Origin of the sequence: Acidovorax sp. sif1233 (assembly GCF_019218755.1) — a bacterium.
In the GTDB taxonomy this organism is placed as follows: domain Bacteria; phylum Pseudomonadota; class Gammaproteobacteria; order Burkholderiales; family Burkholderiaceae_C; genus Acidovorax.
Genome location: NZ_JAHUWZ010000001.1, coordinates 1440951 through 1467462 on the forward strand (window position 1 = coordinate 1440951; position 26512 = coordinate 1467462).

The following is a 26512-nucleotide window of genomic DNA, read 5'->3' on the forward strand; positions in this document are numbered from 1 at the left end:
GAATTGAATAGCAAATCAGTCGGTTTCTTCAAATACCAGTGCTGGAGGCGCCATGATGCGCGCCGTATTCCCCAGCTCTTCGATCAGGTGGTTGGCGAAATAGCTGTTTTGCGTGTCCGGCTCCAGCGCGGCAAGGGCCAGGTTGGCGCGGGGCTGGTTCAGCGGCACGTAGAAGCTGCCCGCGGGCACGTCGATGGCGCTGCGCACGGGCGACACCTGTACACGCACGATTCCTGCGCCACCCGCGATGGTGCCGATCACATCCTGGCGGTCGCCTGCCTCGCGGGCGGTTTCACGGTAGATGTCGGCCAGCGCGGAGCCCGGCTCGGCCACGCGCATGACCTGCAGGCCCAGCAGCCTCAGGCGCTCGACGGCGGCGGTGGAGCTGGCCGAAAGCCAGTAGCCGCAGGGCCGGGCCCGGGTCTTGGTCGGGCGCAAGGTAAGGGAGGAGTTCCAGTCCACGCGGATGGGGCGGTCTGCCCCTGTCTCCGGGTCGAGGAAGTCCAGCTCCCGCTGGGTGGGCGTGGCGGCGGCCTCGATCACGGCCTGGTCGCGGCAGGCGAGGGCACTCACATCCCGCGCGACAAAGGAGCGGACCTGCTCCAGGTTGCCGGCGCGCTCGGCCGTGCTGCGCAGCGCGCTGGCGATGGCCGTGACCTGCGAATGCACGCGGCGCTGGATGTGCATGCGCCCGATGCCCACGCCCCGTGTTTCGATCAGCAGGCTCACCGTGTTCTTCAGGCCGTTCACGTTGCGGCCCGTGTCGGGCTGTGTGCCGCCCATGGAGATGCGCTTGTCCTCCGGATTGGTCGAGGTGGTGTAGTACCAGTCGCTCGTGAGGCCCTGCGCCTTGAGCGCTGCCACCATCGGCTGGTGGTACCACTCCTGCGAGGCCTTGGTCAGGAACTCGGGGTAGTTGGCGGTGGTGGTGTATTGCAGCAGTGCGTCGTAGCGCTGGATGGCATTGAATTTTTGCAGGTAGCGGCCCACCACGGTGTATTCGTGGGCGTCCACGACGAGGATGGGGCGGTAGTCATTGACCACCTTGGCCAGCGCGCGGGCCTCCGGGGTGTTGAGCAGCAGGTGGTCGCGGTTCATGTCCACGCCATTGGCCGTGACACGCGTACCCACGGCCGCGCCGTCGGGATTGGCCCGGGGCACCACCACCACATTGATGCGGTCGAGCAGGGGCTCGAGCAGCCCCTGCACCAGTTCGCGGCTGATCACCAGCAGGGCCTCGCTGCCCGCAGGTTCGTCGCCATGCTGTTGCCCGACCAGAACGACCGTCGGCCGGCCACTCGTGTCCAGGTTGGCGGGCTCGGTGCCAGCGGCACGGGTGACCAGCAGCCCCTGGATGGGCTCCCCGCGTTGGGACGTGCCCAGATGGAGCAACTTGGCGCGCGTGGAGCCGCGGGGGGCCGGTTCAGCCAGCGAGAGCAGCCATTGGCCGAGTTCGGCATTGGTGGTGAAAGCCCGGCGGTCCGGGCCCAGGCCAGGCGTGCTGTAGGCCACGGCGGGGTCGGGGAAGCGGGCTGCCACGGCTGCGCCATAGGGCGGTGCCATGGGGCCTTCGTTTTGGACCACCAGCGCGGCGGGTGGTGGCAGGGGGCTGGCGATGGCCCCTTGACGTTGCGCCTGCGATGCCTGGCCCAGCGGCGTGGGCACCACGGTGCCCTGCTGCACACGCGGCAGCGGGGCCGGTGCGGTGGTCCTGGCGGCAGGGGTGGACGGCCAGGGGGGCAGGGGCGTGCTGGAGCAGGCCGTCAGCAGCACGGCGACCAGCAGCGCCGACGCGCGCAAGGGCATCCGCCTTGTCGAAAAGGCGGGCGCAACCAGGGCGGCAGGGGCGTCCGTTGGGTGGCGGAGAAAAGGGGAATGCATGGTCATGGTGGTTTCTGCCATTGGGAGCCTCGCGGGCGGCTTGTTACGGTGATGTTACCTGCCTGCCCCCGCCATACCGTGTCAGCGTACATCCCGTTGCAAACGCAGGGTTGACACCCGGATTGCCGCTTTTCCACGCAGTTTCACCGGCGACTCTCGAAGGCGCCTTGCCGCCCAGGCTGGGTGATCGCAGCCCCTGGGGGCTCAGCGCCGTCCCCCCCGCGAGCGCGGGCACGGGCTGTGCCATCCCGCAACCGCCGAATGCGCGCCGGGCCGCGGTGTGCCCTGCCCGCGCTTACATGCCCGGGCCGGAAGCGAGCGGGCTGGATGGAGGCTCCGCCGCCGCATGCGCGGCCGCTGGCGCCCCGGGTGCAGCCGTGGTCGCCGGCATCATTTTCAGCCGCAGCAGCGCGCGCACGAACCCGTGGTCCGAACGGGTGCGGTCGCGCCCTTCATGCAGGTGGTCATTGAAGTAGTCCACCCGCCGCACGTCGCCGATGCTGTTTCGGCCGTTGTGCACGAACTCCTCGCTCACCAGGATCTGGTCGAGCACGCTGGGCGAGCCCTGGTGGATGTGCGAGTACGCCACATCCTTCTTCAGCGCCGCGTCGCCCTGCAGGTCGTAGGCATTGAACAGGGCCACATCGCGGGCGGAGCGGTCGTAGGCGATCTCGTTCGTGGCGCAGATGAGCTGCGTTGTCACGCTGTCGGGCGTGTCGTTGAAATCCCCCATCACCACCAGCGGCACGCTGGTGCGGTGCAGCAGATCGATCACCAGGCAGCGCAGCGCCATGGCCTCCGCGCCCCGCATGATCAAGGAACGCAGGGAGGCCAATGCCATCACCTTGCGGTCGTCCCGGTCTTCCGTCGGGTTGCCCTGCGCATCCTGCAGGAATTTGGGGCGCTTGGACTTGAGGTGCGCGGTCAGCACATTCAGGCGCTGACCATGCTTCATGCGCAGCGTCAGGACCAGTGGCGGCCGCTCAAAGCGCGCATGCACCGCCAGCCCTGGTACATCCACGTGAAAGCCCGGCGGGAATTCCGGGAACGACTGCAAGGCTTCCACCTGGAGCCTCGTGGCGATGCCCACGCGTGGCGTGCCCTGTGCACCGCCATGCGTGGCGTCGTTCTCCGCCCCGGGCACGGCCACGAAGTCGTAGCGCAGGCCGCTGCGGCCGATGGCCCCCTTGAAGGCCGCGTCGTCCCATACCTCCTGCACCGCCAGCACATCGGCATTGAGCATGCGGAAGCGGTCGCCCAGCCAGGTGAGCTTGCGATCAAACTCGGCCTGGGTGTACGGATCCTGGTTCTCATAGAACAGGCGGCCCGGGTTGGCCAGGTTGAGCACGTTGCAGGTGGCCACCATCAGGGTGGCCAGGGGCTGGGGTGGGTCGTTGGGGCGCATGGGCAGAGCATCGCACAAGGATGCCGCGGCTGCGGTCCGCACCGGCTGGCAGGGTCAGAAGGCCCGCAGCGCGTCGCCCGCCAGCACATGCAGTCCGGCAGGGCCTGACCGCACGGCCCGCACGAGCGCCCGCGCCACATCGGTGCCCGGACGGGCGCGGTACTTGGCGGGAATGACCGGATCCAGCCACCTGAACAACTTGATGGAGATGGATTCGGCGGGGCGCGCTGCCTGTTGCAGGGCCTGGCGTTCCCCGATGAGCAGGGAAGGGCGCGCGATCACCAGCGTGGCAAAGCCCAGGCTCTGAAGGTCGCGCTCGACCTCGCCCTTGACGCGGTTGTAGAAGATGCCCGACTGCGCGTTGGCGCCCATGGCGGTGACCACGCCGCAGCGGGTGGCCCCGGCGGCACGCGCTGCGCGGGCGGTGGCCAGCACGGCGTCATGGTCCACGGCGCGAAAAGCGCTCTGGCTGCCCGCGGCAGCCATGGTCGTGCCCAGCGTGATGTAGACCTCGTCAATGGGCGGCAGGGCGGGCAGGGCGGCAAAGTCCACCGCGTGCAAGTGCAGGCGGGGGTGGCTCGTGGCTGGCGCGCGCCGTCCCTTGGCGTGCAGCACATGCACGGCTGCCACGCGGGGGGCGCCTGGAGCGCCCCCCGCCTCATCCGTCTCAGCGGTTAAAAGACCCGCGAGAACCGCCTGGCCCACGAGACCCGTTGCCCCGGCCACCAGAACCACCCGTGCCTCCGCCATAGCCGCCACCTCCACCGTTGCCGCCACGATAACCGCCACCACCACGGCGACCGCCGCCGCCCATGCTGTCCACGCTGGTGCGCATCGGATCAGGCTGGCCGCCCGCGCCGCCGCCGGCATGGCCGGAACTGCGGTGGCCCGGGTTGGCGTGGCCCATGTGCGTGCCCAGGTGGGCATTGGCGCGTGGAGGTTGCGAGTCGTCATAGCGGTTGCCGCCTTCGTAGCCGCCGCCACCACCACCGCCGCCGGAGCGGCCGCGTGCAGGGGCCTGGCCACCAGCGCGTGCGCTGCCGCCCTGGCCGCCACCACCGCCGGCACGGGCGCCGCGCGGGCTGTTGCTGCCACCGCCGCCGCCTGCTGCTGCGCCACCACCGGCGCGGCCGCCACGGCCGCCGCCATTGCCACCGCCGGCTGGGCGGGGGCCACGGTCACCGCCGCCGCCACCGCCGCCAGCACCCTGGCCTGCCTTGTTGGTGCGGATGCGTTCCATCATTTCGCTGCGCGCCGCCTTGGCGGCGGCCTGCATCACTTCGCGGCTCGGGGGCTTGCCGGCGCCACCCCAGATGGTCTGGCGGCCCATGGCGATGGGCTCGGCCTTCTCGCCTGGCTCGGGCCCAAAGCCTTCGATGATCTGCACCGGGATCTGCTGCTTGGTGAAGCGCTCGATGTCCATCATGAAGCCCTCTTCGTCCATGCAGACCAGGCTCACGGCTTCGCCGGTGGCGCCAGCGCGGCCCGTGCGGCCGATGCGGTGCACGTAGTCTTCCGAGACGTTGGGGATTTCATAGTTGACGACGTGGGGCAGGTCGTCGATGTCGATGCCGCGCGCGGCAATGTCGGTGGCCACCAGCGCGCGGATGTCGCCGCTCTTGAAGCCAGCCAGGGCCTGCGTGCGGGCGCTCTGGCTCTTGTTGCCGTGCAGGGCCATGGCCTGCACGCCGTTCTTGGTCAGGAACTCGGCCACGTTGTTGGCGCCGAACTTGGTGCGCGTGAACACCAGCACCTGGCTCCAGTTGTGCTGCTGGATGATGTGCAGCAACACCTGCTTCTTCTTGCCGCGGCCCACGGGGTGGATCACTTGCGAGATGCGCTGCACGGTCGTGTTGCGCGGCGTGACCTGGATGCTCTGCGGGTTCTTGAGCAGCGTGCCCGCCAGCTCGCGGATCTCGTCGCTGAACGTGGCGGAGAACAGCAGGCTCTGCTTGTCCTTGGGCACCAGGGCCAGCACCTTCTTCACGTCGTGGATGAAGCCCATGTCCAGCATGCGATCGGCTTCATCAAGCACCAGGACCTGCACGGTCGACAGATCCAGGAAACCCTGCTGCTGCAGGTCCAGCAGGCGGCCCGGGGTGGCCACCAGGATGTCCACGCCGCGCTTGATGCGGTCGATCTGCGGGTTCATGCCCACGCCGCCGAAGACCACGGTGGAGTTGATGTCGAGGTACTTGCCGTATTCGCGCACGGACTCTTCCACCTGGGCGGCGAGTTCGCGGGTGGGGGTCAGCACCAGGGCGCGGATGCCCTTGCCGCCGAACTTGTTCTTGGGTGCGGCGCTTTGCGAGAGGCGGTGCAGCATGGGCAGGGTGAACGCGGCGGTCTTGCCGGTGCCAGTCTGCGCGCCGGCCAGAAGATCGTGGCCTTCCAGAACGGCGGGGATGGCCTGGGCCTGGATGGGCGTGGGGGTTTCATAGCCCGTTTCGTGCACGGCCTTCAGGATGGCAGGAGCCAGGTTCAGTTCGTCAAATGTCATGTCGTTGATTGCGCCCGTCCGGGGCGCTGGGTATCAACCTGTCGTGCAACCGGGGGGTTGCCGAGCCAGTCTCAGGCTGATGAGGTTCAGGATTGGGAGCCCGGAAGCGTTGCTTCTTTCGTCCCCAGCAGTGTGCTGATGTGACGGGCAACTGGAGCCCGCTACGGTGGGTATTGTCGCATGGCCCGATAATCTCGGTTTGCACGCAGAATTTCTGCTCACTTTTGCAGGTTTGACATTCAATGGCCCAATACGTTTTCTCCATGAACCGCGTCGGCAAGATCGTGCCGCCCAAGCGGCAGATCTTGAAAGACATCTCCCTGAGCTTCTTCCCGGGCGCCAAGATCGGCGTGCTGGGAACCAACGGTTCGGGCAAGTCCACCCTCCTGAAAATCATGGCGGGCCTGGACAAGGAAATCGAGGGCGAAGCCATTCCCATGGCGGGCCTGAACATCGGCTACCTGCCCCAGGAGCCCCAGCTGGATCCCACGCAAACCGTGCGGGAGAGCGTGGAAGCGGGCATGGGCAAGCTATTTGCCGCCAAGGCCCGCCTGGAGGAGGTCTACACCGCCTACGGCGCCGAAGACGCCGACTTTGATGCGCTGGCCGCCGAACAGGCCGAGCTGGAGGCCATCATCGCCACCGCCGGCACCGACTCCGAGCACCAGCTTGAAATTGCCGCCGACGCGCTGCGCCTGCCCCCGTGGGATGCCAACATCGGCGTGCTTTCCGGTGGTGAGAAGCGCCGCGTGGCCCTGTGCCGCCTGCTGCTCTCCAAGCCCGACATGCTGCTGCTCGACGAACCCACCAACCACTTGGACGCGGAATCCGTGGACTGGCTGGAGCAGTTCCTGCAGCGCTACTCCGGCACCGTGGTGGCCATCACCCATGATCGCTACTTCCTGGACAACGCGGCCGAGTGGATCCTGGAACTGGACCGTGGCTCCGGCATTCCCTACAAGGGCAATTACTCCGACTGGCTCACGCAAAAGGGCGCACGCCTGGAAGCCGAGCAAAAGGGCGAAGAAGCCCGTGCCAAGGCCCTGAAGAAGGAACTGGAATGGTCGCGCCAGAACCCCAAGGCCCGCCAGGCCAAGAGCAAGGCCCGCCTGGCCCGCTTCGAGGAATTGAGCGACTACGAATACCAAAAGCGCAACGAAACGAACGAAATCTTCATTCCCGTGGCCGACCGCCTGGGCAGCCAGGTGATCGAGTTCAAGAACGTCACCAAGTCCTTTGGCGACCGGGTGCTGATCGACAACCTGAGCTTCAACATTCCCGCGGGCGCCATCGTCGGCATCATCGGCCCCAATGGCGCAGGTAAATCCACGCTGTTCAAGCTGATTGCCGGCAAGGAAAAGCCGGATTCGGGCGAAGTCGTCATTGGCTCCACCGTCAAGATGGCCTTCGTGGACCAGCACCGCGATGACCTGTCCAACGACAAGACGGTGTGGGAAGACGTGTCCGGCGGACTCGACATCCTCAATGTCGGCAAGTTCCAGATGGCGAGCCGCGCTTACTGTGGCCGGTTCAACTTCAATGGCGGCGACCAGCAAAAGAAGGTCGGCATGCTTTCCGGCGGCGAACGCGGCCGCCTGCACCTGGCCAAGACGCTGATTGCTGGCGGCAACGTGCTGATGCTCGATGAGCCGTCCAACGATCTGGATGTGGAAACTTTGCGGGCTCTGGAAGATGCGCTGCTGGAATTCGCCGGCACGATGTTGGTAATCAGCCACGATCGCTGGTTCCTGGACCGGATCGCCACGCACATCCTGGCCGCCGAAGGTGACAGCCAGTGGACGTTCTTTGACGGCAATTACCAGGAATACGAGGCGGACAAGAAGAAACGCCTGGGTGAAGAGGGTGCAAAGCCCAAGCGGATGCGTTTCAAAGCCCTCAAATAAGGCGTCAGGTCAAGTAGCATTGCATCTGGAAACTTGTCGTCCGATTCCTTCCCCCACCATGTCCCAGACTGCGTCTCGCTCGAGAACCGTTTTCCGTGCCTGTGTCGTCAACGCCGTGCGCGGGGGCGAGGCGCTGATGCAGCAACTGGTCAAGGTCACGCAGGCGGCCTTGACGGAGGAAGAGTCGGCCAACCGCAACATCCAGCAGCGCAACCTGGTCAGCGACAGCCTGCGGCTGCTGAACCAGCATGAGGCTGCGCTGGTCAAGGGCTACCCCATGGCCTTGCTGGAGATCTTCGCCGAAGGGCCGGGCATCGCCAAAGGCCGCAGTTCGGCGGAAGACACGGGCATGGACTTCGGCGAACTCTCGCTCATGGATGAGAGCGAGATGCAGGCGCAGGTGGAACTCTCCAAGGCGCAGCAGTCGGCACTGCACGCCACCGACGCGGTGCTGGCCGAACTCAATACCCTGGTCAGTTCGGCGCAAGGCCTGCGCAGCGTGCAGCCCGAGCGCAACCCCTTGCGCCCTGAAAGCTACATCCGCGCCCTCCAGCAGGTCGTGGGCGACACCGGTGTCTCGCCCGAGGTGCGCCAGCTGTGGATGCAGCACATGCGCGATCTGCTGGGCAAGCTCCTGGTCGATGAATACAAGAAAACCGCTGCGAGCCTGAGAGAGCACGGCGTGCAGCCGGTCGGCTATGCGGTGCTGGGCACGCCTTCCGGAAACTCGGGGCGCGGCGGAGGATACGGCGGCCCTGGCATGAACACCGGCATGGGGACGGGCTATGGCGGGGGGTATTCCGGCTACGGAAACTCCATGGCAGCACCGATGGGAGACTATGGCACCACCGGCTATGGCCGGGGAATCGGCCCGTCGACCGGCTGGAGCGGCGATTCCATGCAGTCGCCCATGGCGCCCGCCGCGGAAGAGGCCCTGTTGACCGTGGGCATCCTGCGCCAGATGCTGGCGGGTGGCGACCCCTTCGATCCGCGTGCGTACGGGGCGGCGATGCCCTCGCAGCCGGTGGCGCTGCAGCCTGCGTGGGTGGCGTCTCCTCAAGTGGGGGGCGCCGTGGCCGGAGCACAGGCGATGCCCCATGGCGGTGGCTATTTCCCTGCGGGCGCCGCGGCGGAGGCCATCGAGGACATGGCCCAGCTTGAACGCCTGGTGGGCCGCCTTGCAAGTGGCAGCCAGTCGGCTTCGCTGTCGGCCCCGCTGTCGGGATGGCGGGGCCCCGGGGTGGCGCCGGTGGTCTATGCGGCCATGCCGATGGAGGCCGCCACGCAGTCCACGGCCATGGCCATCGAAGTGGTCGGCCGCATGATGGAGAACATTGCGCAAGACTCCCGCCTGCTGCCGCAGGTCCAGCAGGCCGTGAAGAGTCTGGAGCCTGCGCTCAAGCAACTGGTGCGGCACGATGGGCGGTTCTTCTCCGACGGAACCCATCCCGCCCGGCGCCTGCTCGATGAGCTGACGCAGCGCAGCCTCGCTTTCACCGCGGAATCCACGCCCGGGTTCAGCCGCTTCATGCGCCTGCTCAATGGGGCGGTGGAGCACCTCACCACCAACGAAATCAAGGATGCGGGGCCCTTCGACACGGTGCTCAAGGCCCTGCAATCCGCCTGGGAGGCGCAGGAGCAGAAGATCAAGGCCCACCAGGAGGCGCAGCAGAAAGCCCTGTTGCATGCCGAACAGCGCGAAATGCTGGCCGAGAAGATTGCGGCGGACATCCGCAAGCTGCCGGATCTGGAGAATGTCCCTGCCGACGTGCTCGATTTTGCGGCAGGTCCCTGGGCCGATGTGATCGCGCTGGCGCAGGTATTGAAGGCGGACGACAGCCGGGATGAAGATCCTGGTGGCTATCTGGCGCTGGTTCCAGTGCTGCTGTGGAGTTCGCAGCCAGACCTGACGCGCAAGGAGCCTGACCGCCTGAATGAGGCGATTCCCGGCTTGCTGGCCAAGCTGCGCAAAGGTCTCAAGACCGTCAACTACCCTGCCGTCCAGACCAGCGCCTTCTTGCAGCGGCTGGTGGGCCTGCACCAGTCTGCCTTTGAAAAGCCCGCGCCCGCCCCCGTGGCGGCAGCGCCTCAGGCAGAGCCAGAGCCGGAGGCCGATGCTCCGCCGCCGGCGCCGCAGCCTGCCGAAGCCGCATCCTCCGCCCCGGTACCGGAGGACAGCGCACAGGCGCCTGTCGAGGCAGCCCCCGATCCCTATGCCGATTTCGTGATCGGTGCCTGGGTCGAGCTCATCACCAATGGTCGGCTGGTGCGCACCCAGCTCACCTGGGCCAGTCCGCATGGCACGCTGTTCCTGTTCACGGCGCCCGATGCGAGCACGCAGTCCATGACGCGGCGCATGCGCGACAAGCTGGCCGCGGAGGGTTCGTTGCGCGTCGTGCCAACCCTGCCGGCCACCACCCGTGCCCTGGATGCCGTCGCCGCAGGAGCGGCCCGCAAGGGTTCGGGCGGATCCGGGTCGATATCGGGCTCCAGGTCTTCCTCTTCCAAGACGCGCTAGAAACCAACCGGCCCCGGCTCCGGCGGCATTCCAGGCACTGGCCCCGCGGCTGCGACGGGGCGCCTTTCCCCGCCATGGGGGTCAAGCCCCGTGGGTCATGCGCGCAGCAGCTTCTTGCGCACCAGGTGAATATGGTTGCGCAGCGCGTACAGCTCGTCGGCGTAGGACAGCGGCACGCTCACCTTTTCGGCCTGTGCCTCCAGCGTGTTCAGGGCCTTGAGGAGTTCGGCCGAATCCGCCTTGCCCGCTTCCATGTCGTTCTCGATCTCGCGAAGCCGGCCATACCAGCGGAACACGCGTGAACGCACCCGGAACTGGTACAGCGGCGGCACGATGCGCGACAGTGGCAGCATGATCGCCAGCAGGATGCCCAGCACGAGCCACATGCGCTCAATCAGATTGGCCATCCAGAACGGCAGGTAGCGCTGCAGCATGGGGACGGGCTCGTTCATGGCACGGTCGCCTTCCTTGGCGATGGGCAGTTCGCTGCTGCGCGAGTTGGGGAACTCCCGTGCGCGGTTGAACCAGCCCGAGCCGCCGTGCAGCTTCTGCGCGTTCTGTGCGAACAGGGTCAGCAAAGCGGGGTGCGTGCCCTCGCGCGCCAGCAGCGAGGTGGTGGAGGCGACCAGGCGCACGTCCCGTGTGGGCACATTGGCGGCCAGGTCCACCACGCCACGTGGCAGGGTCACCGGCGTCAGGAACGGAAAGCGCCTCGCATAGGCCTCATGCTGGGCGAAGTCGAGCAGTTGCACGCCTGGCGTCTGCAGCAGCATCTGCACCATCAGCGATTCAGGGGCGGAGGCAAAAACCAGCGCATCGAGCTTGCCCGCCAGAAAATCCATGGTGGCAGGCGTCTGCTCCAGCCGCGACATCTTCACCGCGCCGGGCTCCACCTTGTTCGCGTCGAGCAGGCGTTCCATCAGCTTGGGCACGCCACTGCCTTCGGACCCCACATTCACACGCCAGCCGCGCAGCTGGCGCAGGCTGTCGAGCCTGGGTACGTTGTAGGCACGCTCGGCGGATTCCGTCCGGTAGAACAGCCACACGGGCTCTACAAACAGGCTGCCCAGCGATACCAGCGCGTCCGCATCATCAGGCTGCAGTTCGGCCGTGCCGCCCTGCACGAATGCCACGTCGGCCTTCCCCTCGCGCAGCAGCTGGAGGTTGTGCGAGGACCCGTCGCTGGGCAGCAGCACGACCTCGATGCCGTCCACCGCCAGCGCTTTCTGGTAACGCTTGCCAAACTCTTCATACGCACTCTGACCGGGGCCGGTGGCCAGCGTCACCGTCTTGGGCGGGTTGGGGTTGAGCCACCAGTACGCCACCATCAGCAGCCCCACCGCCAGAAAGGCAAGCGGGCCGGCCGACACGATCAGGTCGCGCAGGGAAAGCAGGGTGTTGCGAAAGGCCTGGGACATGTGATCGGTGTGGAGTGCAAAGGGTGGACGGCGGGGGCTGCGAGAAGGGAGCGGGTACGGGTCTCACGCCTGAGGCGGTTGAATCAGGGCGGATGGCCGGCCGCGGTGCTGGCGATGCTCCCTGCGGGGCCGGGGCACGCTGATTATCAGTGCATGCGCGGCCGCGCCAGGGGAGCAAACGTATCCGTTGGTGCGGTATGTGCCGGGCCTCGCCCCTGCGGCCCCGTGCGCAGGACGGGGGCAGCATGGCAAACTGTCTGCTGCTTCATCTTCCGTGCCCACCCTGGCGCCGTCGCTCCCATGACGATCCTGACCCGCGAGAACCTCGGCAACGGCAGCTTTCGCAGCCACCTGGCCATGCCGGAACATGCCTCATGGACGGATGCACGGCTCGATCAGTCCTTTGCAGAGACCTGGGCCCAGCGCCCCCGCGGCCCTGTCTGGGTCTTCGGGTATGGCTCGCTCATCTGGAACCCGCTCATGGTCTTCGAAGAACAGCGCACGGCCACGCTGCGGGGCTGGCACCGCAGCTTCTGTCTGCGCTCCATCTCGGGGCGGGGCAGTCCCGGGCAACCTGGCCGCGTGCTCTCCCTGCTGTCCGGCGGCGAGGTCCAGGGGGTGGCGCTGAGGCTTGCCGCACCCACTGCCCGCGACGAAGTCCGCCTGCTGTGGACGCGCGAGATGACGGGCGGCAGCTATGTGCCGCGGTGGTTGCCGGTGCAGCTGGCCGGGGGCGGTACGGTCCATGCCATTACTTTCGTGGCCAATACCGAGCACCCACAGCACGAGCAGGACGCGTCAGCCTCCACCGTGGCACGGCTGGTCGCCCGCGCCCGTGGCGTGTTTGGCCCCAATATTGACTACGTGCTGGCGCTTGATCGTGCGCTGCGGGAGCACGGGCTGCATGATCCCTACATCGAGGCGATCATGGCCAGGATGCGGGAAGCGTCCGAGGCGCCGTAGCCTACGCCGCATCCCGGGGCTCCCACGGCATCTACGGCTTGCTGCTGCGCCGCTGGCGCTCGTAGGCCACGCATTCCTGCAGCGACAGCTCGTCATTCTGGTCCGTGTCCGCGGCTTCGAAGTAGGCCATGCGGGTTTCCACAACCTCCTTGAACGAAAGCCTGCCGTCACCGTCCTTGTCGGTGGCCGCCAGCCGCTTCAACCGGCCCTTGCCCATGCGGGGCACGTTCGCCAGGCCGGAGAGCGGGACATAGCCGTCCGCGTCAGGGCCCAGGCTGTGCCAGCTGCGCACGATGTCCTGGTGAAACTCATCCAGCGAGACGCTGCCATCGTGGTTGAGATCGGCGGAGGAGCAGATGGCCTGGAGCCGGTTGGCGAGGGGCTTGGGTGCGGGTTTCTGGCCGGCAGCGGCAGGCCTGGGCGGCGTGGCGGGCGAGGACACGGGGGTGTCGGCTGCGTGGCCCGCTGCCACCAGCGCCAGCGTGCAGGCGGCAGCGCCAAGAAGGCGAAGGGCGGGATTCGTCATCGTCGTCATCTCGGGCTCCTTACCACCACCAGCGCTGGCTGGGGCTGCGGTTGCATGGCCACACCATGGTGGGCGCTCCCTGGCGGACCCGGCCGTCTTCCACGTCCAGGCACTTGCCATTGAGCTGGCTCACGATCTGCCCACCCCGTGTGGACCAGCTCTGGCTGCGGGAGCCGGAGCACGACCACAGCACCACGCGCGCGCCGTCGCGTGGATCGCCACGGTCCACATCCACGCACAGGTCACGCACGCGGATTTCGCCGCTCCGGCCCACGCTGAAGCGCTGGGATGCCGTGCCGTTGCAGTCATACACCTGCAGCGGGGTGCCAGGCCGGATGTTGCCCTTGGTCACGTCCAGGCACAGGCGGCCGTCCACACGGATCTCGCCGCCACGGCCACCGTAGTCGGGATAGTCCGGGTACTCGGGCCTCCGGTCGTCGTCATGCCGGTTGTGGTTGGCCAGCAGGGCAATGCCTGCGATGGCGGCGACGGCAGCCACGGCCGCGCCGGCATTGGAGCCGCTCTGGCTGTTGCCGGACGCGTAGGCCCGGGTGACCTTGAAGCGGCCGCCGCAGCCACCGTTGGTCCACAGCTCGCGGCGGGTCAGGTCATAGCCCCAGGTTCTGTTGAAGCGGCAGGCGCCTTGCGTCTGTTCGCTCAGGTCCACCTGGGTGGTGTCGTCCGGCAGGCGGTAGGAGGCATAGCCTCCGTTCGACTGCAGGTCCACGAACTGGTCCTGGGCCATCGCGGCCTGGGCGTTCACCAGAAGAGGCAGGCACAGCAGCCAGGCGCGCCGTAGACGGGTCGGGTCTTTCATGGGTTCTCCTCGTTGCAATCGGAACTGTGGTGCTCGAAGCGCGCCGCGCGGCCGGGCCGCACTGCACGGCTGCCGGAAGCCCGGCGCATGGGGGCCGTCCGGCGTATGCATCATAGGGGCTTCCGGGGGGCTTGCCGTGTCGGCTGTTCCAGCCGCCGTGCCTGGAATCCTCTGGCGAGGGGCGCCGTTGCGCCGGGCCGGCGGGGGGCAATGCGCACGCCTTCTTCGGCGCTGGCCTGCCGTGCGGTGGCCCGCGCGGGAAGCCCCAGCGGCAGTGCCTGCATCGGCGTCAACCGGGCAGGCGTGGCCGGCCAGGGATCAGGGAGGCGTCATCCCAGGTCGCCCGCCCAGGGCAGGTGCAGTCCCTCCGCCGTGGTGATCGCGCGTGCTGCCCGTGCCGCCCGCGCCGTGGCGATGGCCGTGGCTTCCGCGGCCATGGTGGCCAGGACCATCATGCCCAGGCTCTTGTTGGCGCGGCCGGTGCCCAGGCTGAAGATCGTGTCGCCATCCGACATGGTGTGCACGGGGTTGATGCTGCGGGCCAGCCCGTCGTGGGCGGCAACGGCCAGGCGATGGGCCTGGACCTTGGTGATGGCAGCGTCGGTGGCGACCACGCCGATGGTGGTGTTGGTGCCCGCCAGCAGCGGCTGTGGCGGGTCGCCGCGCAGCAGGGCGCGGCGGGTGTCGCGCAGGCGCAGGCCGTCGTCGGTGCGGGCGCCGGCGATCACCTGGGCGGTGTCCGGGTCCACCACGTCGCCCAGCGCATTGCAGGCAATGAGGGCCCCCACGGTCACGCCATCGACCATGACCGAGGCGGTGCCGATGCCGCCCTTCATGGCGCGCTGGATGCCAAAGATCTTGCCCAGGGCCGCGCCGGTGCCAGCGCCCACATTGCCTTCCGCGGGGTCTGCGGTGGAGGCCGCATCGCACGCCGCATACCCCGCCGCGGCATCCGGGCGGATGCGCATGTCTCCCACCAGCAGATCGAACAGCACGGCGGCGGGCACGATGGGCAGGCGACCCACCGCCACGTCGAAGCCGATGCCGCGCTCTTCGAGCCAGCGCACGGCGCCGGTGGCGGCATCCAGCCCCCAGGCACTGCCCCCGGCCAGCATGATGGCGTGCACCTTGTCCACCAGATTCGACGGGTCGAGCAGATCCGTCTCGCGCGTGCCGGGCGCGGCGCCGCGCACGTCCACGCCTGCCACCGCGCCCTCGCGGGTGATGATGACGGTGCAGCCCGTGGGGCGACGGGTTTCTGTGAAGTGGCCGACTTCGATGCCGGCCACGCGGGTGATGCTGCCGGCGCTGCCGGCCAGGACGTGGGGGGATGAACTCATGGCTTTGATTATGTGCCCGGGCACCGCGCTGTCCTTGCGCGGTGTCAGGGCTCCGGGCGATCCTGTCAGGGCGCTTTTTCGAGGCGCGTGACGTGGTAGGCCCCGCCCACCTGTTCGGCCCTGAAACGCACCTTGTCGCCGGGTTTCAGGTCGCCCACCACGCTGGCGTCCTGCACGCGAAAGACCATGGTCATGGGTGGCATGTCCAGGTTTTTGATCTCTCCGTGGCGAAGGGTGACGCGCAGCGTGCGCGCGTCCCAGCGGGTGATCTCGCCTTCGCTGAGCGCATCCTGGCCACCGGCGTGCGCGGACGCTGCTTGGGCGGGGGCGGCCGCAGGCACCTGGGCCACGGCGTGCTGCGCCGCTGCAGCCAGCGCGAGCGCGGCCAGGACCGGAAGGAGGGTGGAGGCGGTGATGGCTTGCAAGGATTTCATGGGGTGCCTTTCGCTGTGGTGGCGTGGTAGCTGTTGAAGACGCGGGTGGTGCCGTCGCGGGCGACCAGCAGCACGTCGTAAGGGTCGCGGCGGTTGCCATAGGCGGCGCCATCCATTCCGGGCGAGCCGATGGGCATGCCCGGCACGGTCAGCCCCAGGGCCGGGGGCTTTTGCCGCAGCAAAGTGCGCACATCGCTGGCGGGAACGTGCCCCTCGATGAGGTAGCCGCCCACCAGCGCGGTGTGGCACGAGCCCAGCTTTGGCGGCAGGCCGAGGCGGGCGCGCACGGCGTTGTTGCCGGTCTCGTGCACCGTCAGCTTGAAGCCGCTGGCTTGCATGTGGTCCACCCAGTCCTTGCAGCAGCCGCAGCTGGGGTCTTTCCACACTTCCACCGGGGTGGCGGTGCCCGTAGCGGCCCGGGCCAGCCCCGGCAGCGTGGCGGTTGCCAGCGCGGTACCCAGCAGGGGCAGCGTGGTGGCCAGCCATTGGCGGCGGCTGGACTGGCCTGCGGATGTTGTCGTGCCCGTGGCTTGGGGCAGGGCGGCGCCGTGCGCGGCCGTGGTGTATCGGTTCATGGGTTCTCCTGGGGTGCGGGGCGGTATCACGGCTTGCGGGGCAGCACGGTGATGGTGCCGGTCATGCCCGCCTGGTAGTGGCCCGCGATGAGGCAGGCAAAGTCGAACTGGCCCGCGCGGTTGAACTGCCACACGATGTCGCCTTTCTTTCCCGCGCCCACATGGGCCATGTAGGGCTCGTCGTGCTCCATGCCGGGGTGTTTGGCCATCATCTCGGCGTGGGCGTCCAGGTCGGCCTTGGTGCCGATCACGACCTCGTGCAGCACCTGGCCCTTGTTCTCGGCGCGCAGCCGCACGGTTTCACCCTCGCGCACTTCGATGTGGCTGGGGGTAAAGCGCATGTCGTCCGTCATGCGCAGGGTGATGGTGCGGGCCACGGCCTGGGTGTCGCCCGCGATGCCCCATGCCTTCTGTTCCTTCACCGCCGCTGCGCGGGCACCGGGGTGCGGCATGTTTTCATGGGAAAAACTGCTGGTTGCGGATGCCAGTAGAGCGATGGCTGCTATGGATTTGATAGTATTCATGATGGGTGATTCCTTTTCAATGGGGATGGTGCTGGCCGTGGATGTCAGTGCCGATGTCCGCTGGCCGGGGGCTTGCGCGCGGAGGCCGCGCCGGTTGCTGTGCCTGGCGTGTCGCCGCGGGGCGGGTGCGGGGTGCTGGCCGCGAGGCCCTTCCATTCCTGGGCCTGGGTGCCGGGCGGCTGCGGGTAGTCGCCCGGGTCCCGGTAGTCGCCCGCCGCCTGGCCGGCGCGCACCTTGAAGGTGGTGAACATGCCGCCCATCTCCAGCGGGCCATAGGGGCCGGTGCCGGTCATCATGGGGAAGGTGTTGTCGGGCAGGGGCATTTCCATCGCACCCATGTCGGCCATGCCGCGCTCGCCCATCACCATGTAGTCGGGCACGATCTTCTGGATCTTGCCGACAAGGCCCTCGTGCTGAACGCCGATCATGGTGGGCACGTCGTGCCCCATGGCACCCATGGTGTGGTGGCTCTTGTGGCAGTGCAATGCCCAGTCGCCGGGCTCGTCGGCGATGAGTTCGATCTGGCGCATCTGGCCCACGGCCACGTCGGTGGTCACCTCGGGCCAGCGCGCGCCTTTGGGCACGGGGCCGCCGTCGGTGCCGGTCACCTCGAACTCGTGGCCGTGGAGGTGGATGGGGTGGTTGGTCATGGTGAGGTTGCCCACGCGGATGCGCACGCGCTCGCCCTGGCGCGCCACCAGCGGGCTGATGGCGGGGAACACCCGGCTGTTCCAGCACCAGATGTTGTGGTCCAGCATGGTGTTGACCTTGGGCGTGCGGCTGCCAGGCTCCACGTCGAACGCGTTGAGCAGGAAGGCGTAGTCGCGCTGCACGGGGGCAATGTGCGGGTGCGCCGCCTTCGGGTGCGTGATCCACAGACCCATCATGCCCATGGCCATCTGCACCATTTCGTCCGCATGCGGGTGGTACATGAAGGTGCCCGGGCGGCGTGCCGTGAATTCGTAGACAAAGGTCTTGCCCGGCTGGATGGCGTTCTGGTTGAGCCCGCCCACGCCGTCCATGCCGTTGGGCAGGCGCTGGCCGTGCCAGTGGATGGTGGTGTGCTCGGGCAGCCGGTTGGTGACGAAGATGCGCACGCGGTCGCCCTCCACCACCTCGATGGTGGGGCCGGGGCTCTGCCCGTTGTAGCCCCACATGTTGACGACGAAGCCCGGCGCGACCTCGCGCACCACGGGTTCGGCCACCAGGTGGAACTCCTTGACGCCCGCGTTCATGCGCCAGGGGGTGGTCCAGCCGTTGAGGGTGACCACGGGGTTGTAGGGGCGGCCCGTGGGCGGGTGCAGCGGCGCGGACGTATCGGCGCTGCCTTGCATGGCGGGCTCGGGCAAGGCGGCCAGGGCCGCGCGGCTGACGGAAACAGCGGCCACGGCCGTGGCGGCGCCGGAGAAGAAATGGCGTCTTTGCATGTCAGTGGCCTTGTGGGGATGAGGAGGGGGCAGCGCTGGCTGCCAGGTCTTGCAGCGCGCCCGGCGACGTGCCGGTGAGGGTGAGCTGCAGGTCGGTCTCGGCCAGCCAGAAATCGCGCTGGGCTTCGATGGCGTTGGCCACCGACTGCGTGCTGGCGCGCGCCTCGGCCAGCAATTCCCAAACGCTGGCGAGCATGCCGTTGTAGCGCAGGGTGGTCTCCTGGGTGATGAGCTGGCGCAGGGGCACCACCTCGTCGCGCTGCTGGCGCGCCAGGTCGAGCGCGGTGCGGTAGGTGAGCCAGGCGGCGCGCACTTCGCCACGGGCGCGCACGGCGGTCTCCTGCAGCTGGGCAGCGCTTTGCTCCACCTGGGCCTGGGCCCGGGTGCGGGCGGCACCGCCCCAGTCGAACAGGGGAAGGGGCGCATCGATCTCCCAGCCGCGCGTGATCTCGCGGTGGCCGGAGCCGCGCTCGGTGGCGGTGTTGCGGCTGTAGGCCAGGCCCACGTCGCCAAACACGGCCCCCGCGCGGCTCCAGCCCTGGCGGGCCGCCTGGGTGTCGAGCTGGCGGCGTGCGGCCTGCACATCCAGCCGCTCGCGCAATGCGATGGATTCGATGCCGTCCGCGGGCAAGGCGCCGTCTGGAAGGGGTGGAAGCGCGTCCGCCAGGCGGTACTGCGCCTGCAGTCCCCACAGGCCCATGCGGCGGTTGAGCTGTTCGCGCTCGGTGGCGGCGGCAAGCCGGGCGCGGGAACGCAGGCGGATGGCCTCTTGCAGCACCGCCTGTTCACGGGCGTGCTGCAGGCGGCTCCAGTTGCCTACGCGCGCCATGCGGCGGGCCAGTTCGGCCCCGGCTTCTGCGGCTTGCACCATGCGGTCGTGCGTGGCGCTGACCTGTTCGGCAGCCACGGCGCGCAGCCAGGCGCGCCGTGTGTCGGCGGCCAGCGCCACCACCTCCTGCGCGGCTTGCAGCGTGGCGATCTGCATGCGCTCTTCCTGGCGCTGGCTGCGCCATGGCAGGGTGATGAGATCCAGCAGGCTGAAGGCCAGGGTGCGCTCGATTTCACGCTCCTGGCTGTTGGTGAAGCGCCCCAGGGCCAGGTGTGGGTTGGGCAGCGTGATGGCCTGCACGCGTTCGGCATCCGCCACGCCCAGGGCAGCCAGCCGCGCCTGCAGGCCGGGGTTGTTGAGCAAGGCGATGCGCACGGCGGCATCCTGCGTGAGGGGCTGGGCCAGCCACCCCTGCAAGGACTGCTCCGCCTTGGCCCGGGCTGCCGTGTCGTTGGCGGGCAGGGCCGCGGCCTGCGTGCTGCCCGTTCGGCCCGCGGTGAGCGCGGCCACGTCGCCCCGCAGGCCGTCGGGCGAGACGCTGGCGCAGCCCGCGAGCACGGCCGCAGCGGCCAGCACGGACAGGCGTGCGGGACGGCGGCGTGCCGTTGAAGAAAGGAACTGCGGCGCGCTCATGGTCGGCTCCCGGGCGCGTGGTGGTGGCCATGCGGGGAGGGTTGCGGGGTTGCGGAACCGCCCTGGCTTCCGTGGAGGCCGTGGGAGTCGCCGCGTCCGGCGCGGGGCCCCTGTGGCGTCGGGGCGCTGGGGGTGGGAAGCTGGGCGCCCTGCCGGGCCTCCCAGGCCAGGATGTCGGCATGGCCGCGGGGAAAGGCGGCCACCGCCCTGTGCGCATCACGCCATGCATGGGGTGCGGGCGCCTCCTGCGCCAGCGCAGGCTGGGGCCCGGTGGCGCGGTGGACCAGCGACGCCGTGGGCGCATCGGGGTCCGCCGCAGGGAAGGGCAGGGATCCCGTGCCCGGGGATGCGGTGCCGTTGGCGAGTGAAAGTGCCGGTGCGAGCAGCACCAGGCAGGCTGCTCGCCGGAGCGGCGGTAAAGACAGGAAAAGTGAAATGGGGGCGCGCATGGCGATCTCCAGACAACAGACGAACAGGGCATGGCGCTGCCGCCCCGCCACCCGATGGCGGGTGGCTGTGGGGCTCGGGCAGACGCACTTCGGGCGTCAGAGGTCAGGCGATGGGTGGCTTGATGGCCAGTGCCGCGGGAGCACTGTCAAACTGTGCGGAGGCGACGGGCAGCATGGCGCCCGTGGGGGGGTGATCCGGTGCTGGCGCCATGGGTGCATCCAGCATCGCGGAATGGCAGATCTCGCACGCCGAGCAAGCGGCGGAGTGGTGCTCGTGCGCCGCGCAGCCGGCGCTGGTGCCGTCGCACCCGGCGGAGGCAGCGGCCAGCATGGCATGGCCAGGGGCGTGGGCAGGGTCCTGTCCGTCCCCGCCCTCTCCGGCAGGCAGGCCCTGGTGGCGCTCCTGCCCCGCCATGCCGATGGAGTCGCCGCCAGCGGCATGGTGATGGGAATGTTCCTGCGGGTGCGACGTGCCCGCGGGGAGCAGCGGCGGCAAGACGCCCGCGGCCATGGCCGTGCCGGTGAGGCCCCGGAGGACCAGCACCAACATCAACACGAAATAGAGGCCGCGACGCATCCACCAATGATACGGCGGCGGGCCCCAAGGTTCCCGGCGCCTTTCCATATTGTCATCTGGCGGCCATCGCCGGGCCGCCCAGGCTGCTCATACCGCCATGTAGCGCCCCGGGCGGTGGTTCATGGCCAGCACCAGGTTCAGCGCCACGGCCCCGGCGATGGACCAGGCGACGCGAAGGGGTTCCACCGTCCACAGCGCCAGCAGCACGATGCCGCAATCCACGGCCATCTGGATCTTGCCCGCGCGCCAGCCATAGCGTTCCTGCAGGTAGAGCGCGGCGATCCCCACGCCGCCCAGGCTGCACCGGTGGCGAAACAGCACCAGGAACCCCGTGCCCGTGATAAGCCCCCCCGCGATGGCCGCATACGGCGGCTGCAGCTGCGCAAACTGCAGGAACTGCGCCTGCAGTTCGGTCAGCAGCGACAGCAGCAGCACGGCGGCAAAGGTCTTGACCGTGAACGCACGCCCCAGCTTGCGCAGGGCCAGCCAGTAGAAGGGCAGGTTGAGGACGAAGAAAATCTTGCCGAAACCGATGCCCGTGGCGTAGTGCAACAGGAAGGCAAGGCCTGCCGTGCCCCCGGTGAGCAATCCCGCATTGGTGAAAAACGCCACGCCCACGGAGATCAGCAGCACCCCCGTGAAGATGGCCACCGCGTCTTCCGTGAGCGTGTGGGGCGCTGCGGCGGCAGCGGGCGTGGGGGTGGAGGGCATGGGAGGAACAGCGGGAGAACTCGGCATGGTGCGCAGCGACGGGCCGTGGGGGGAGGGACAACCGCCGGATTGGACCATGCAATCCCCGTGCCCGGCTTGAGCGGCGTCAAGGCTTGCGCGCGCGGGGAAGGAGGTGGGGAGGCGCTCCCGCCGGCACGGGCCCCTGGCCAGGTTTTTGCCTTGGACCAGATGTAACACCTGCAACCTCGGGCCCGGCGCGGCAGGGCGGCCCGCGGTTCCTGCGAAAATAGCTGGTTTTGCCCACTGGGGACCGGTTCCCTGATGCCCCCGCCCTCCGGGAGGGCGGCAAGAAGCGCAGTGAAATGGTTTTCCAGGGATGTATCCGCACCACAGACTCAGCAGCTCAGGACTGGTTGTCCTGCTCCAGCAATGGATGCAGGCCGATGCGGGTGCGGCCGCGCGCGCCGACGTGGCGCAGGAGCTGGGCCAATGGCTGAGCACGGTGGACGCCGTCACGCTGAGCCGTTCGCTGCATGCCATCGACGCCTTCCCGCAGGGGGAGGTGGCGGGCGCGGACGGGGCGGACCTGCAGGCACTGCAAGCGCTGTTTCAGCGCACCCAGGCAGAGCTGACGGCGCTGGCGTCGTCCAAGCCCGCACCCGCCAAGCCGGCCCGCGAGCGCGCCGACAACACGCGCGCCCAGGCGCCGGACCCGCAGGCCGAGGCCGAGTACGGCTTTCATGCGCCGCGCTACCTGGGCCTGCAAAAGCAGATGGATGCGAAGTTGCTGGGCTTGCGCGCGCAGGTGCGCCACGGGGTGTCGCAAGGCTCCCGGGGCCTGAGGCAACTGGCGGCACTCGATGCCGTGATGGAACAACTGAGCTTTGTGCGCGAACAGCGCCTGTGGGCATCCCTGTCCGCGCACCTGGACCGGCGCCTGGTGCAATTGCGCCGCGCCCACCAGGAGCGGCTTTCGGCCCAGGGGCTGCCGGATGACCCGCAGCGCTGGCGCCTGCCCGGCGGGTGGCTGCACGCGTTCGAGCGCGACATGCAGGCGCTGCTTCTGGCCGAGATGCATGTGCGGCTGCAACCGATCCTGGGCCTGCTGGAAGCAGCCCGCAACGAGAACTTGGAACGACACGAATGAACAAGAGTGTGATGGCCGCCGTATTTGCCCTGGGCCTGGCGGCAGTGGGATGGGTCGGTTGGGGATTCGTGGGGTCGAGCCCGCTGGCACTGGCGATGACGGTGGTGATCGGCGCGGTCTATGTGCTGGGTGCGCTGGAGCTGGTGCAGTTTCGCCGCGGCACCGTGGCATTGGCCACGGCGCTGGCGGATGGCGCGCAGCAGCCCCTGGTGGACCTGGGCTCCTGGCTCGACCGCCTGCCCGCCGCGCTGCGCCACCCGGTGCGCCAGCGCATCGAGGGGGAGCGTGCCGTGCTCCCGGGGCCGGCCCTCACGCCGTATCTGGTGGGACTGCTGGTCATGCTGGGCATGCTCGGGACCTTCCTCGGGATGGTGGTCACCTTCAAGGGCGCGGTGTTTGCCCTGGAAACCTCGGGCAGCCTGGAGGGCATCCGCGCCGCCCTGGCCGAGCCCATCAAGGGCCTGGGCCTGTCGTTCGGCACCTCGGTGGCGGGCGTGGCGGCCTCGGCCATGCTGGGGCTCATGTCCGCGATCGCCCGTCGTGAGCGGCTGGTGGCGGTGCGGCAGCTCGATGCGCACATTCCCACCGTGTTCCGCCCGTTCTCTGCGAGCCATCGCCGCGAGGAGACCTTCCAGGCGCTGCAGGCCCAGGCACAGGCCATGCCGCTGATCGCCGAGCGCCTTCAGGGCCTGGTGGAAGGGCTGGAACGCCGCCACGACAAGCTGGCCGCGCAATTGCTGGCGCAGCAGAAGGATTTCCATGGTGAGGCGTCGTCGGCCTACACCCAGCTGGCGGGCGCCGTGGGCGCATCGCTGCACGACAGCCTGGGCGCCAGTGCCCGCATGGCCGGCGAAACGCTGCGGCCCGTGGTCGAGCAGGCCATGGCCGAACTGGCGCAGGAATCACAACGCGCGCACCAGCGGCTGGCCGATGCCACGGCGGCCCAGATGCAGGCGCTTTCGGCCCAGTGGGAGGGCACGGCCCGCCAGGTCTCGGACACCTGGACATCGGCCCTGGACAAGCACACGCAAGTGCAGGACCGCCTGATGGGCGGGTTCGATGGCGCGCTGCAGTCGGTGACCCAGTCGTTCGAGCAACGCTCCGCGGCGCTGCACGCGGCGCTGCAGGACACGGCGGCGCAGTCGCACGCCGCCCAGAAGGCGGCCGACGAACAGCGCCTGGCAGGGTGGACGCGGTCGATGGAGGGCATGGGCCAGACGCTGGCGGCGCAGTGGGAGCGGGCGGGCACACGCGCCGTGGAGCAGCAGCAGGGCATGCGCGACGCGCTGGAGGGCGCCACGGCGCGCCTGGACCAGTCCCTGCTAGCGGCCACCCAGGCTTTCGAGCAGCGCTCCACGGCCCTGGTCGCGTCGCTGCAGGACACGGTGGCGCACACCCACGCGGCCCAGGCAGCGGCCGACGAGCAGCGCATCGCCGGCTGGCGCGCATCGATGGAAGACACGGCCCGCTCACTCGCCGCCCAATGGGAGCGCGCGGGCGAGCAGGCCGCAGCCCAGCAGCGGGGCGTGGCGCAGGCGCTCGCAGGTGCTGGCGCGCAGCTGGGCGAGTCGCTGCAATCGGCCACGCAATCGTTCGACCAGCGCTCCAGCGCGCTGCTGTCGTCGTTGCAGGACACGGTGGCGCAGTCCCACACGGCCCAGATGTCGGCCGACCAGGCGCGCCTGGCCGGCTGGAACGCGTCCATGGAGGGTATTGCGCAGTCGCTGACGGCCGAATGGCAACGCGTGAGCACCCAGACGCTGGAGCGCCAGCAGGCCGTGTGCGATGCCCTCGAGACCGCGGTGACCGGGCTCACCGGCCGCATGGGCGAGCAGGTGGCCAAGACCCTGGACGGCACCGCGCGCCTGATGGACCAGTCCGAAGCCTTGCTGCGCACCCGCACCGACGCGGAGGCCCAGTGGCTGCAGGCGCAGGGCGACCGCATGGATGCGCTGGCAGGCGTGTGGCGCACCGAGCTGGCGGCGCTGCGCGATGCCGAGGCTGAGCGCGGGCGTGCGGCGGTCGACCGCCTGGAGGCCTTGCAGGAGGCCGTGGCCCAGCACCTGGCCACGCTGGGGTCGGCGCTGGAAGCACCGCTCACGCGCCTGCTGCAGACGGCGTCCGACGTGCCGCAAGCGGCTGCGGAGGTCATCGCCCAGCTGCGCCATGAGATGACGCAGCTGAGCGAGCGCGACAACGTGGCGCTGGCCGAGCGCACGGCCATGATGGAGCAGCTGGGTACGCTGCTCCAGTCCGTCAACGAGGCCGCTGTAGAGCAGCGCGGTGCCATCGAATCCCTGGTGGGCACGGCCGCTTCGGTGCTGGAGCAGGCGGCATCGCAGTTTGCACAGGCGCTGGACAGCCAGGTCGGCAAGGCGGACGAAGCGGCCACCCACGTGGCCGCCAGCGCGGTGGAGCTGTCGAGCCTGGGCGAGGCCTTTGGCCACGGCGTGGGGCTGTTCACCGCCAGCAACGAAAAGCTCATGGACAGCCTGCAGCGCATCGAAGGCGCCATCGGCCAGTCCCTGTCGCGCAGTGACGAGCAACTGGCCTACTACGTGGCGCAGGCACGCGAAGTGATCGACCTGAGCATCGCGTCGCAGCAGGGCATTGTGGAAGACCTGCGCCGGCTCAAGGGCAGGGCGGTGGCCGCTGCCGAACCGGAGGTGGCCGGATGATGGGCCTGGACGACGCCCTCGACGAGGGGACCGAGCAGACCGCGCCGGTATGGGCCGTGTTCGGCGATCTCATGGCCGGCCTGCTGGGCGCCTTCGTGCTGATCCTGGTGGGCGTGCTGGTGGTACAGATCGATCTGGTGGCCAGCCTCAGGCAGGAGGTGGAAAAGCGCCAGCAGGAAGAGCAGCGCCGCATGGCCCTGGAGAAGGCGCTGGCCATCCCCTTGGCCAGCGGCCGTGTGACGGTGAATGACGGCCGCATCGGGATCAGCGGCAGCGTGCTGTTCGCCACGGGCTCCGACGAGTTGCGGCCCGAAGGCCGCCAGCTTCTCAGAAGCCTCGTGCAGCCCCTGCAGGTGTACCTGCGCGAACGCGACGAGATGCTGATGGTGAGCGGGTTCACCGACAACACCACACTGCTGCGCGGCAGCCAGCAGCGCTTTGCCGACAACCTCGAGCTGTCCGCCCAGCGGGCGCTGACGGTCGCGCGGGCGCTGATCGACGAAGGCATGCCGTCGTCGCAGGTGTTCGCCGCAGCGTTCGGCGCGGAGCAGCCGGTGGCCTCCAACGCGGATGAAAAAGGCCGCGCGCAGAACCGCCGCGTGGAAATGGCTCCCGTGCCCAAGGCATCGGGTGCAAAGCCTGCGCGGCATGAGTGAACCCACGCTCGAATCCCTGCGCGCCGAGGGCGCGGACCGCCACGACCCCGTGCGCTACCGCTACCTGGAGGTGCTGGCCGCGCGCCTGCCCGCACAGCCCCCCGCGGTGCAGCAGATACTGGAACAGCGGCTGCGGCGGGCCGTTGGGGCCTATGCGGACGGAGCCCGCGCGGCCGGCGGGCCGGCCCCCGGCGCGGTCGAGCCACCGGCGGCATCACCCCTGGCCCGGCTCAACCGCGACCTGGATGCACGGGCGCAGGCCGATGCGGAACGGGTGCGCATCGAAGGCGGTGCCAGCGCGTCGGACATGAAGAGCGTGCGCCAGTTCGGCGAGGTGTGGTCCCGCATTGCCGCGGAGCAGCAGGTGGTGCAGGCGCTGGACCGTGGACCGGAGAACGCGGGGCCGCTCAACCCGCACAAGCTCATGCTGCGGTCGCTCAGCCTGATGCGGGGCCTCTCGCCCGACTACCTGCGGCGCTTCCTGTCGCAGATGGACTCGCTCCTGTGGCTGGAACAGGCGAATGCAGCACGCCCGAGAAACCTGGGCCCCGCAGCCCGCGGGGGGCGAAGCCGGCCCAGGGCATAAGAAGTCCCTGTCGAATCCGGCGGGCCTGCCCAGGGCGGGCCAGGCGCCGCACA

22 protein-coding genes are annotated in these 26512 nt (G+C 69.0%); 7 read left to right on the forward strand and 15 right to left on the reverse strand.

Annotated features, from left to right (window positions below; all coding sequences use genetic code 11):
• Positions 1-15: 15 nt before the first annotated feature.
• The 4 genes from KW843_RS06605 to KW843_RS06620 all read right to left on the reverse strand — a co-directional run bounded on the left by KW843_RS06605 (position 16) and on the right by KW843_RS06620 (position 5786).
• Positions 16-1887 (reverse strand): M14 family zinc carboxypeptidase, encoded by a 1872-nt coding sequence (locus KW843_RS06605; RefSeq protein ID WP_370628445.1) that lies wholly within the window; start codon positions 1885-1887, stop codon positions 16-18.
• Positions 1888-2176: 289 nt separating this feature from the next.
• Positions 2177-3286: an endonuclease/exonuclease/phosphatase family protein gene (locus KW843_RS06610; protein WP_218294246.1), complete on the reverse strand. Its 1110-nt coding sequence runs from the start codon at positions 3284-3286 to the stop codon at positions 2177-2179.
• A 54-nt stretch (positions 3287-3340) separates the two neighbouring features.
• Positions 3341-3916 (reverse strand): nucleoside-diphosphate sugar epimerase, encoded by a 576-nt coding sequence (locus KW843_RS06615; protein WP_369642251.1) that lies wholly within the window; start codon positions 3914-3916, stop codon positions 3341-3343.
• Between the two features lie 37 nt (positions 3917-3953).
• A complete protein-coding gene (locus KW843_RS06620; RefSeq protein WP_218294248.1) occupies positions 3954-5786 on the reverse strand; it encodes a DEAD/DEAH box helicase in 1833 nt (610 codons plus the stop codon).
• A gap of 242 nt (positions 5787-6028) precedes the next feature.
• Between KW843_RS06620 and ettA the strand changes: the two genes are divergently transcribed.
• On the forward strand, positions 6029-7690 hold the full coding sequence (gene ettA, locus KW843_RS06625; protein ID WP_010460919.1) for an energy-dependent translational throttle protein EttA: 1662 nt from the start codon (positions 6029-6031) through the stop codon (positions 7688-7690).
• Between the two features lie 58 nt (positions 7691-7748).
• Positions 7749-10208 carry a DUF1631 family protein gene (locus tag KW843_RS06630; RefSeq protein WP_218294249.1) on the forward strand — a complete coding sequence of 820 codons (2460 nt, stop codon included), beginning with the start codon at positions 7749-7751 and terminating at the stop codon, positions 10206-10208.
• Between the two features lie 95 nt (positions 10209-10303).
• On the opposite strand, the gene KW843_RS06635 is transcribed toward KW843_RS06630, so the two are convergent.
• Entirely contained in the window at positions 10304-11626 is a 1323-nt protein-coding gene (locus tag KW843_RS06635) for a TAXI family TRAP transporter solute-binding subunit (protein ID WP_218294250.1), read from the reverse strand.
• Between the two features lie 300 nt (positions 11627-11926).
• Here KW843_RS06635 and KW843_RS06640 point away from each other — a divergent pair, with 300 nt between their 5' ends.
• The gene (locus KW843_RS06640; RefSeq protein WP_218294251.1) at positions 11927-12589 is read left to right on the forward strand and encodes a gamma-glutamylcyclotransferase; all 663 of its coding nucleotides are present in this window, start codon (positions 11927-11929) and stop codon (positions 12587-12589) included.
• A gap of 31 nt (positions 12590-12620) precedes the next feature.
• Here the strand turns inward: KW843_RS06640 and KW843_RS06645 are convergent, their stop codons facing one another.
• The 10 genes from KW843_RS06645 to KW843_RS06690 all read right to left on the reverse strand — a co-directional run bounded on the left by KW843_RS06645 (position 12621) and on the right by KW843_RS06690 (position 21431).
• Entirely contained in the window at positions 12621-13124 is a 504-nt protein-coding gene (locus KW843_RS06645; protein WP_218294252.1) for a hypothetical protein, read from the reverse strand.
• Positions 13125-13134: 10 nt separating this feature from the next.
• Positions 13135-13932 (reverse strand): lectin, encoded by a 798-nt coding sequence (locus KW843_RS06650; RefSeq protein WP_218294253.1) that lies wholly within the window; start codon positions 13930-13932, stop codon positions 13135-13137.
• A gap of 329 nt (positions 13933-14261) precedes the next feature.
• Entirely contained in the window at positions 14262-15272 is a 1011-nt protein-coding gene (locus KW843_RS06655) for a P1 family peptidase (protein ID WP_218294254.1), read from the reverse strand.
• Between the two features lie 65 nt (positions 15273-15337).
• Positions 15338-15706: a copper-binding protein gene (locus tag KW843_RS06660; protein ID WP_218294255.1), complete on the reverse strand. Its 369-nt coding sequence runs from the start codon at positions 15704-15706 to the stop codon at positions 15338-15340.
• Complete coding sequence (locus tag KW843_RS06665) at positions 15703-16281, reverse strand: DUF411 domain-containing protein (RefSeq protein ID WP_218294256.1); 579 nt, start codon at positions 16279-16281, stop codon at positions 15703-15705. The genes KW843_RS06660 and KW843_RS06665 overlap by 4 nt, the downstream gene beginning before the upstream one ends.
• Positions 16282-16307: 26 nt before the next feature.
• Positions 16308-16805: a plastocyanin/azurin family copper-binding protein gene (locus KW843_RS06670; RefSeq protein WP_218294257.1), complete on the reverse strand. Its 498-nt coding sequence runs from the start codon at positions 16803-16805 to the stop codon at positions 16308-16310.
• A gap of 44 nt (positions 16806-16849) precedes the next feature.
• Entirely contained in the window at positions 16850-18232 is a 1383-nt protein-coding gene (locus KW843_RS06675) for a multicopper oxidase family protein (RefSeq protein ID WP_218294258.1), read from the reverse strand.
• A gap of 1 nt (position 18233) precedes the next feature.
• Positions 18234-19694 (reverse strand): TolC family protein, encoded by a 1461-nt coding sequence (locus tag KW843_RS06680; RefSeq protein WP_218294259.1) that lies wholly within the window; start codon positions 19692-19694, stop codon positions 18234-18236.
• 552 nt (positions 19695-20246) lie between these two features.
• Positions 20247-20720: a hypothetical protein gene (locus KW843_RS06685; RefSeq protein WP_218294260.1), complete on the reverse strand. Its 474-nt coding sequence runs from the start codon at positions 20718-20720 to the stop codon at positions 20247-20249.
• An 87-nt stretch (positions 20721-20807) separates the two neighbouring features.
• The gene (locus tag KW843_RS06690) at positions 20808-21431 is read right to left on the reverse strand and encodes a YitT family protein (RefSeq protein ID WP_218294261.1); all 624 of its coding nucleotides are present in this window, start codon (positions 21429-21431) and stop codon (positions 20808-20810) included.
• Positions 21432-21768: 337 nt separating this feature from the next.
• On the opposite strand from KW843_RS06690, the gene KW843_RS06695 reads away from it, so the two are divergent.
• From KW843_RS06695 to KW843_RS06710, 4 genes are read left to right on the forward strand one after another with little or no spacing between them, the layout of a single operon-like run.
• Positions 21769-22539: a DUF3348 family protein gene (locus KW843_RS06695; protein ID WP_218294262.1), complete on the forward strand. Its 771-nt coding sequence runs from the start codon at positions 21769-21771 to the stop codon at positions 22537-22539.
• Positions 22536-25217 (forward strand): DUF802 domain-containing protein, encoded by a 2682-nt coding sequence (locus tag KW843_RS06700; RefSeq protein WP_218294263.1) that lies wholly within the window; start codon positions 22536-22538, stop codon positions 25215-25217. The genes KW843_RS06695 and KW843_RS06700 overlap by 4 nt, the downstream gene beginning before the upstream one ends.
• The gene (locus tag KW843_RS06705; RefSeq protein WP_218294264.1) at positions 25214-25873 is read left to right on the forward strand and encodes an OmpA family protein; all 660 of its coding nucleotides are present in this window, start codon (positions 25214-25216) and stop codon (positions 25871-25873) included. Before KW843_RS06700 ends, KW843_RS06705 begins: the two co-directional genes overlap by 4 nt.
• Positions 25866-26459, forward strand: a complete 594-nt coding sequence (locus KW843_RS06710) for a DUF2894 domain-containing protein (protein WP_218294265.1) — start codon at positions 25866-25868, stop codon at positions 26457-26459. Before KW843_RS06705 ends, KW843_RS06710 begins: the two co-directional genes overlap by 8 nt.
• The last annotated feature ends 53 nt before the right edge of the window (positions 26460-26512 follow it).

Bases quoted from the DNA above. Each gene is read 5' to 3' on its own strand.
- KW843_RS06695 (WP_218294262.1), top strand. From the start codon at position 21,769: ATGTATCCGCACCACAGACTCAGCAGCTCAGGACTGGTTGTCCTGCTC.
- KW843_RS06645 (WP_218294252.1), bottom strand. From the start codon at position 13,124: ATGACGACGATGACGAATCCCGCCCTTCGCCTTCTTGGCGCTGCCGCC.
- KW843_RS06685 (WP_218294260.1), bottom strand. From the start codon at position 20,720: ATGCGTCGCGGCCTCTATTTCGTGTTGATGTTGGTGCTGGTCCTCCGG.
- KW843_RS06655 (WP_218294254.1), bottom strand. From the start codon at position 15,272: ATGAGTTCATCCCCCCACGTCCTGGCCGGCAGCGCCGGCAGCATCACC.
- KW843_RS06700 (WP_218294263.1), top strand. From the start codon at position 22,536: ATGAACAAGAGTGTGATGGCCGCCGTATTTGCCCTGGGCCTGGCGGCA.
- KW843_RS06620 (WP_218294248.1), bottom strand. From the start codon at position 5,786: ATGACATTTGACGAACTGAACCTGGCTCCTGCCATCCTGAAGGCCGTG.
- ettA (WP_010460919.1), top strand. From the start codon at position 6,029: ATGGCCCAATACGTTTTCTCCATGAACCGCGTCGGCAAGATCGTGCCG.
- KW843_RS06680 (WP_218294259.1), bottom strand. From the start codon at position 19,694: ATGAGCGCGCCGCAGTTCCTTTCTTCAACGGCACGCCGCCGTCCCGCA.
- KW843_RS06605 (WP_370628445.1), bottom strand. From the start codon at position 1,887: ATGACCATGCATTCCCCTTTTCTCCGCCACCCAACGGACGCCCCTGCC.
- KW843_RS06705 (WP_218294264.1), top strand. From the start codon at position 25,214: ATGATGGGCCTGGACGACGCCCTCGACGAGGGGACCGAGCAGACCGCG.
- KW843_RS06640 (WP_218294251.1), top strand. From the start codon at position 11,927: ATGACGATCCTGACCCGCGAGAACCTCGGCAACGGCAGCTTTCGCAGC.
- KW843_RS06670 (WP_218294257.1), bottom strand. From the start codon at position 16,805: ATGAATACTATCAAATCCATAGCAGCCATCGCTCTACTGGCATCCGCA.
- KW843_RS06690 (WP_218294261.1), bottom strand. From the start codon at position 21,431: ATGCCCTCCACCCCCACGCCCGCTGCCGCCGCAGCGCCCCACACGCTC.
- KW843_RS06610 (WP_218294246.1), bottom strand. From the start codon at position 3,286: ATGCGCCCCAACGACCCACCCCAGCCCCTGGCCACCCTGATGGTGGCC.
- KW843_RS06665 (WP_218294256.1), bottom strand. From the start codon at position 16,281: ATGAACCGATACACCACGGCCGCGCACGGCGCCGCCCTGCCCCAAGCC.
- KW843_RS06635 (WP_218294250.1), bottom strand. From the start codon at position 11,626: ATGTCCCAGGCCTTTCGCAACACCCTGCTTTCCCTGCGCGACCTGATC.
- KW843_RS06710 (WP_218294265.1), top strand. From the start codon at position 25,866: ATGAGTGAACCCACGCTCGAATCCCTGCGCGCCGAGGGCGCGGACCGC.
- KW843_RS06650 (WP_218294253.1), bottom strand. From the start codon at position 13,932: ATGAAAGACCCGACCCGTCTACGGCGCGCCTGGCTGCTGTGCCTGCCT.
- KW843_RS06660 (WP_218294255.1), bottom strand. From the start codon at position 15,706: ATGAAATCCTTGCAAGCCATCACCGCCTCCACCCTCCTTCCGGTCCTG.
- KW843_RS06630 (WP_218294249.1), top strand. From the start codon at position 7,749: ATGTCCCAGACTGCGTCTCGCTCGAGAACCGTTTTCCGTGCCTGTGTC.
- KW843_RS06675 (WP_218294258.1), bottom strand. From the start codon at position 18,232: ATGCAAAGACGCCATTTCTTCTCCGGCGCCGCCACGGCCGTGGCCGCT.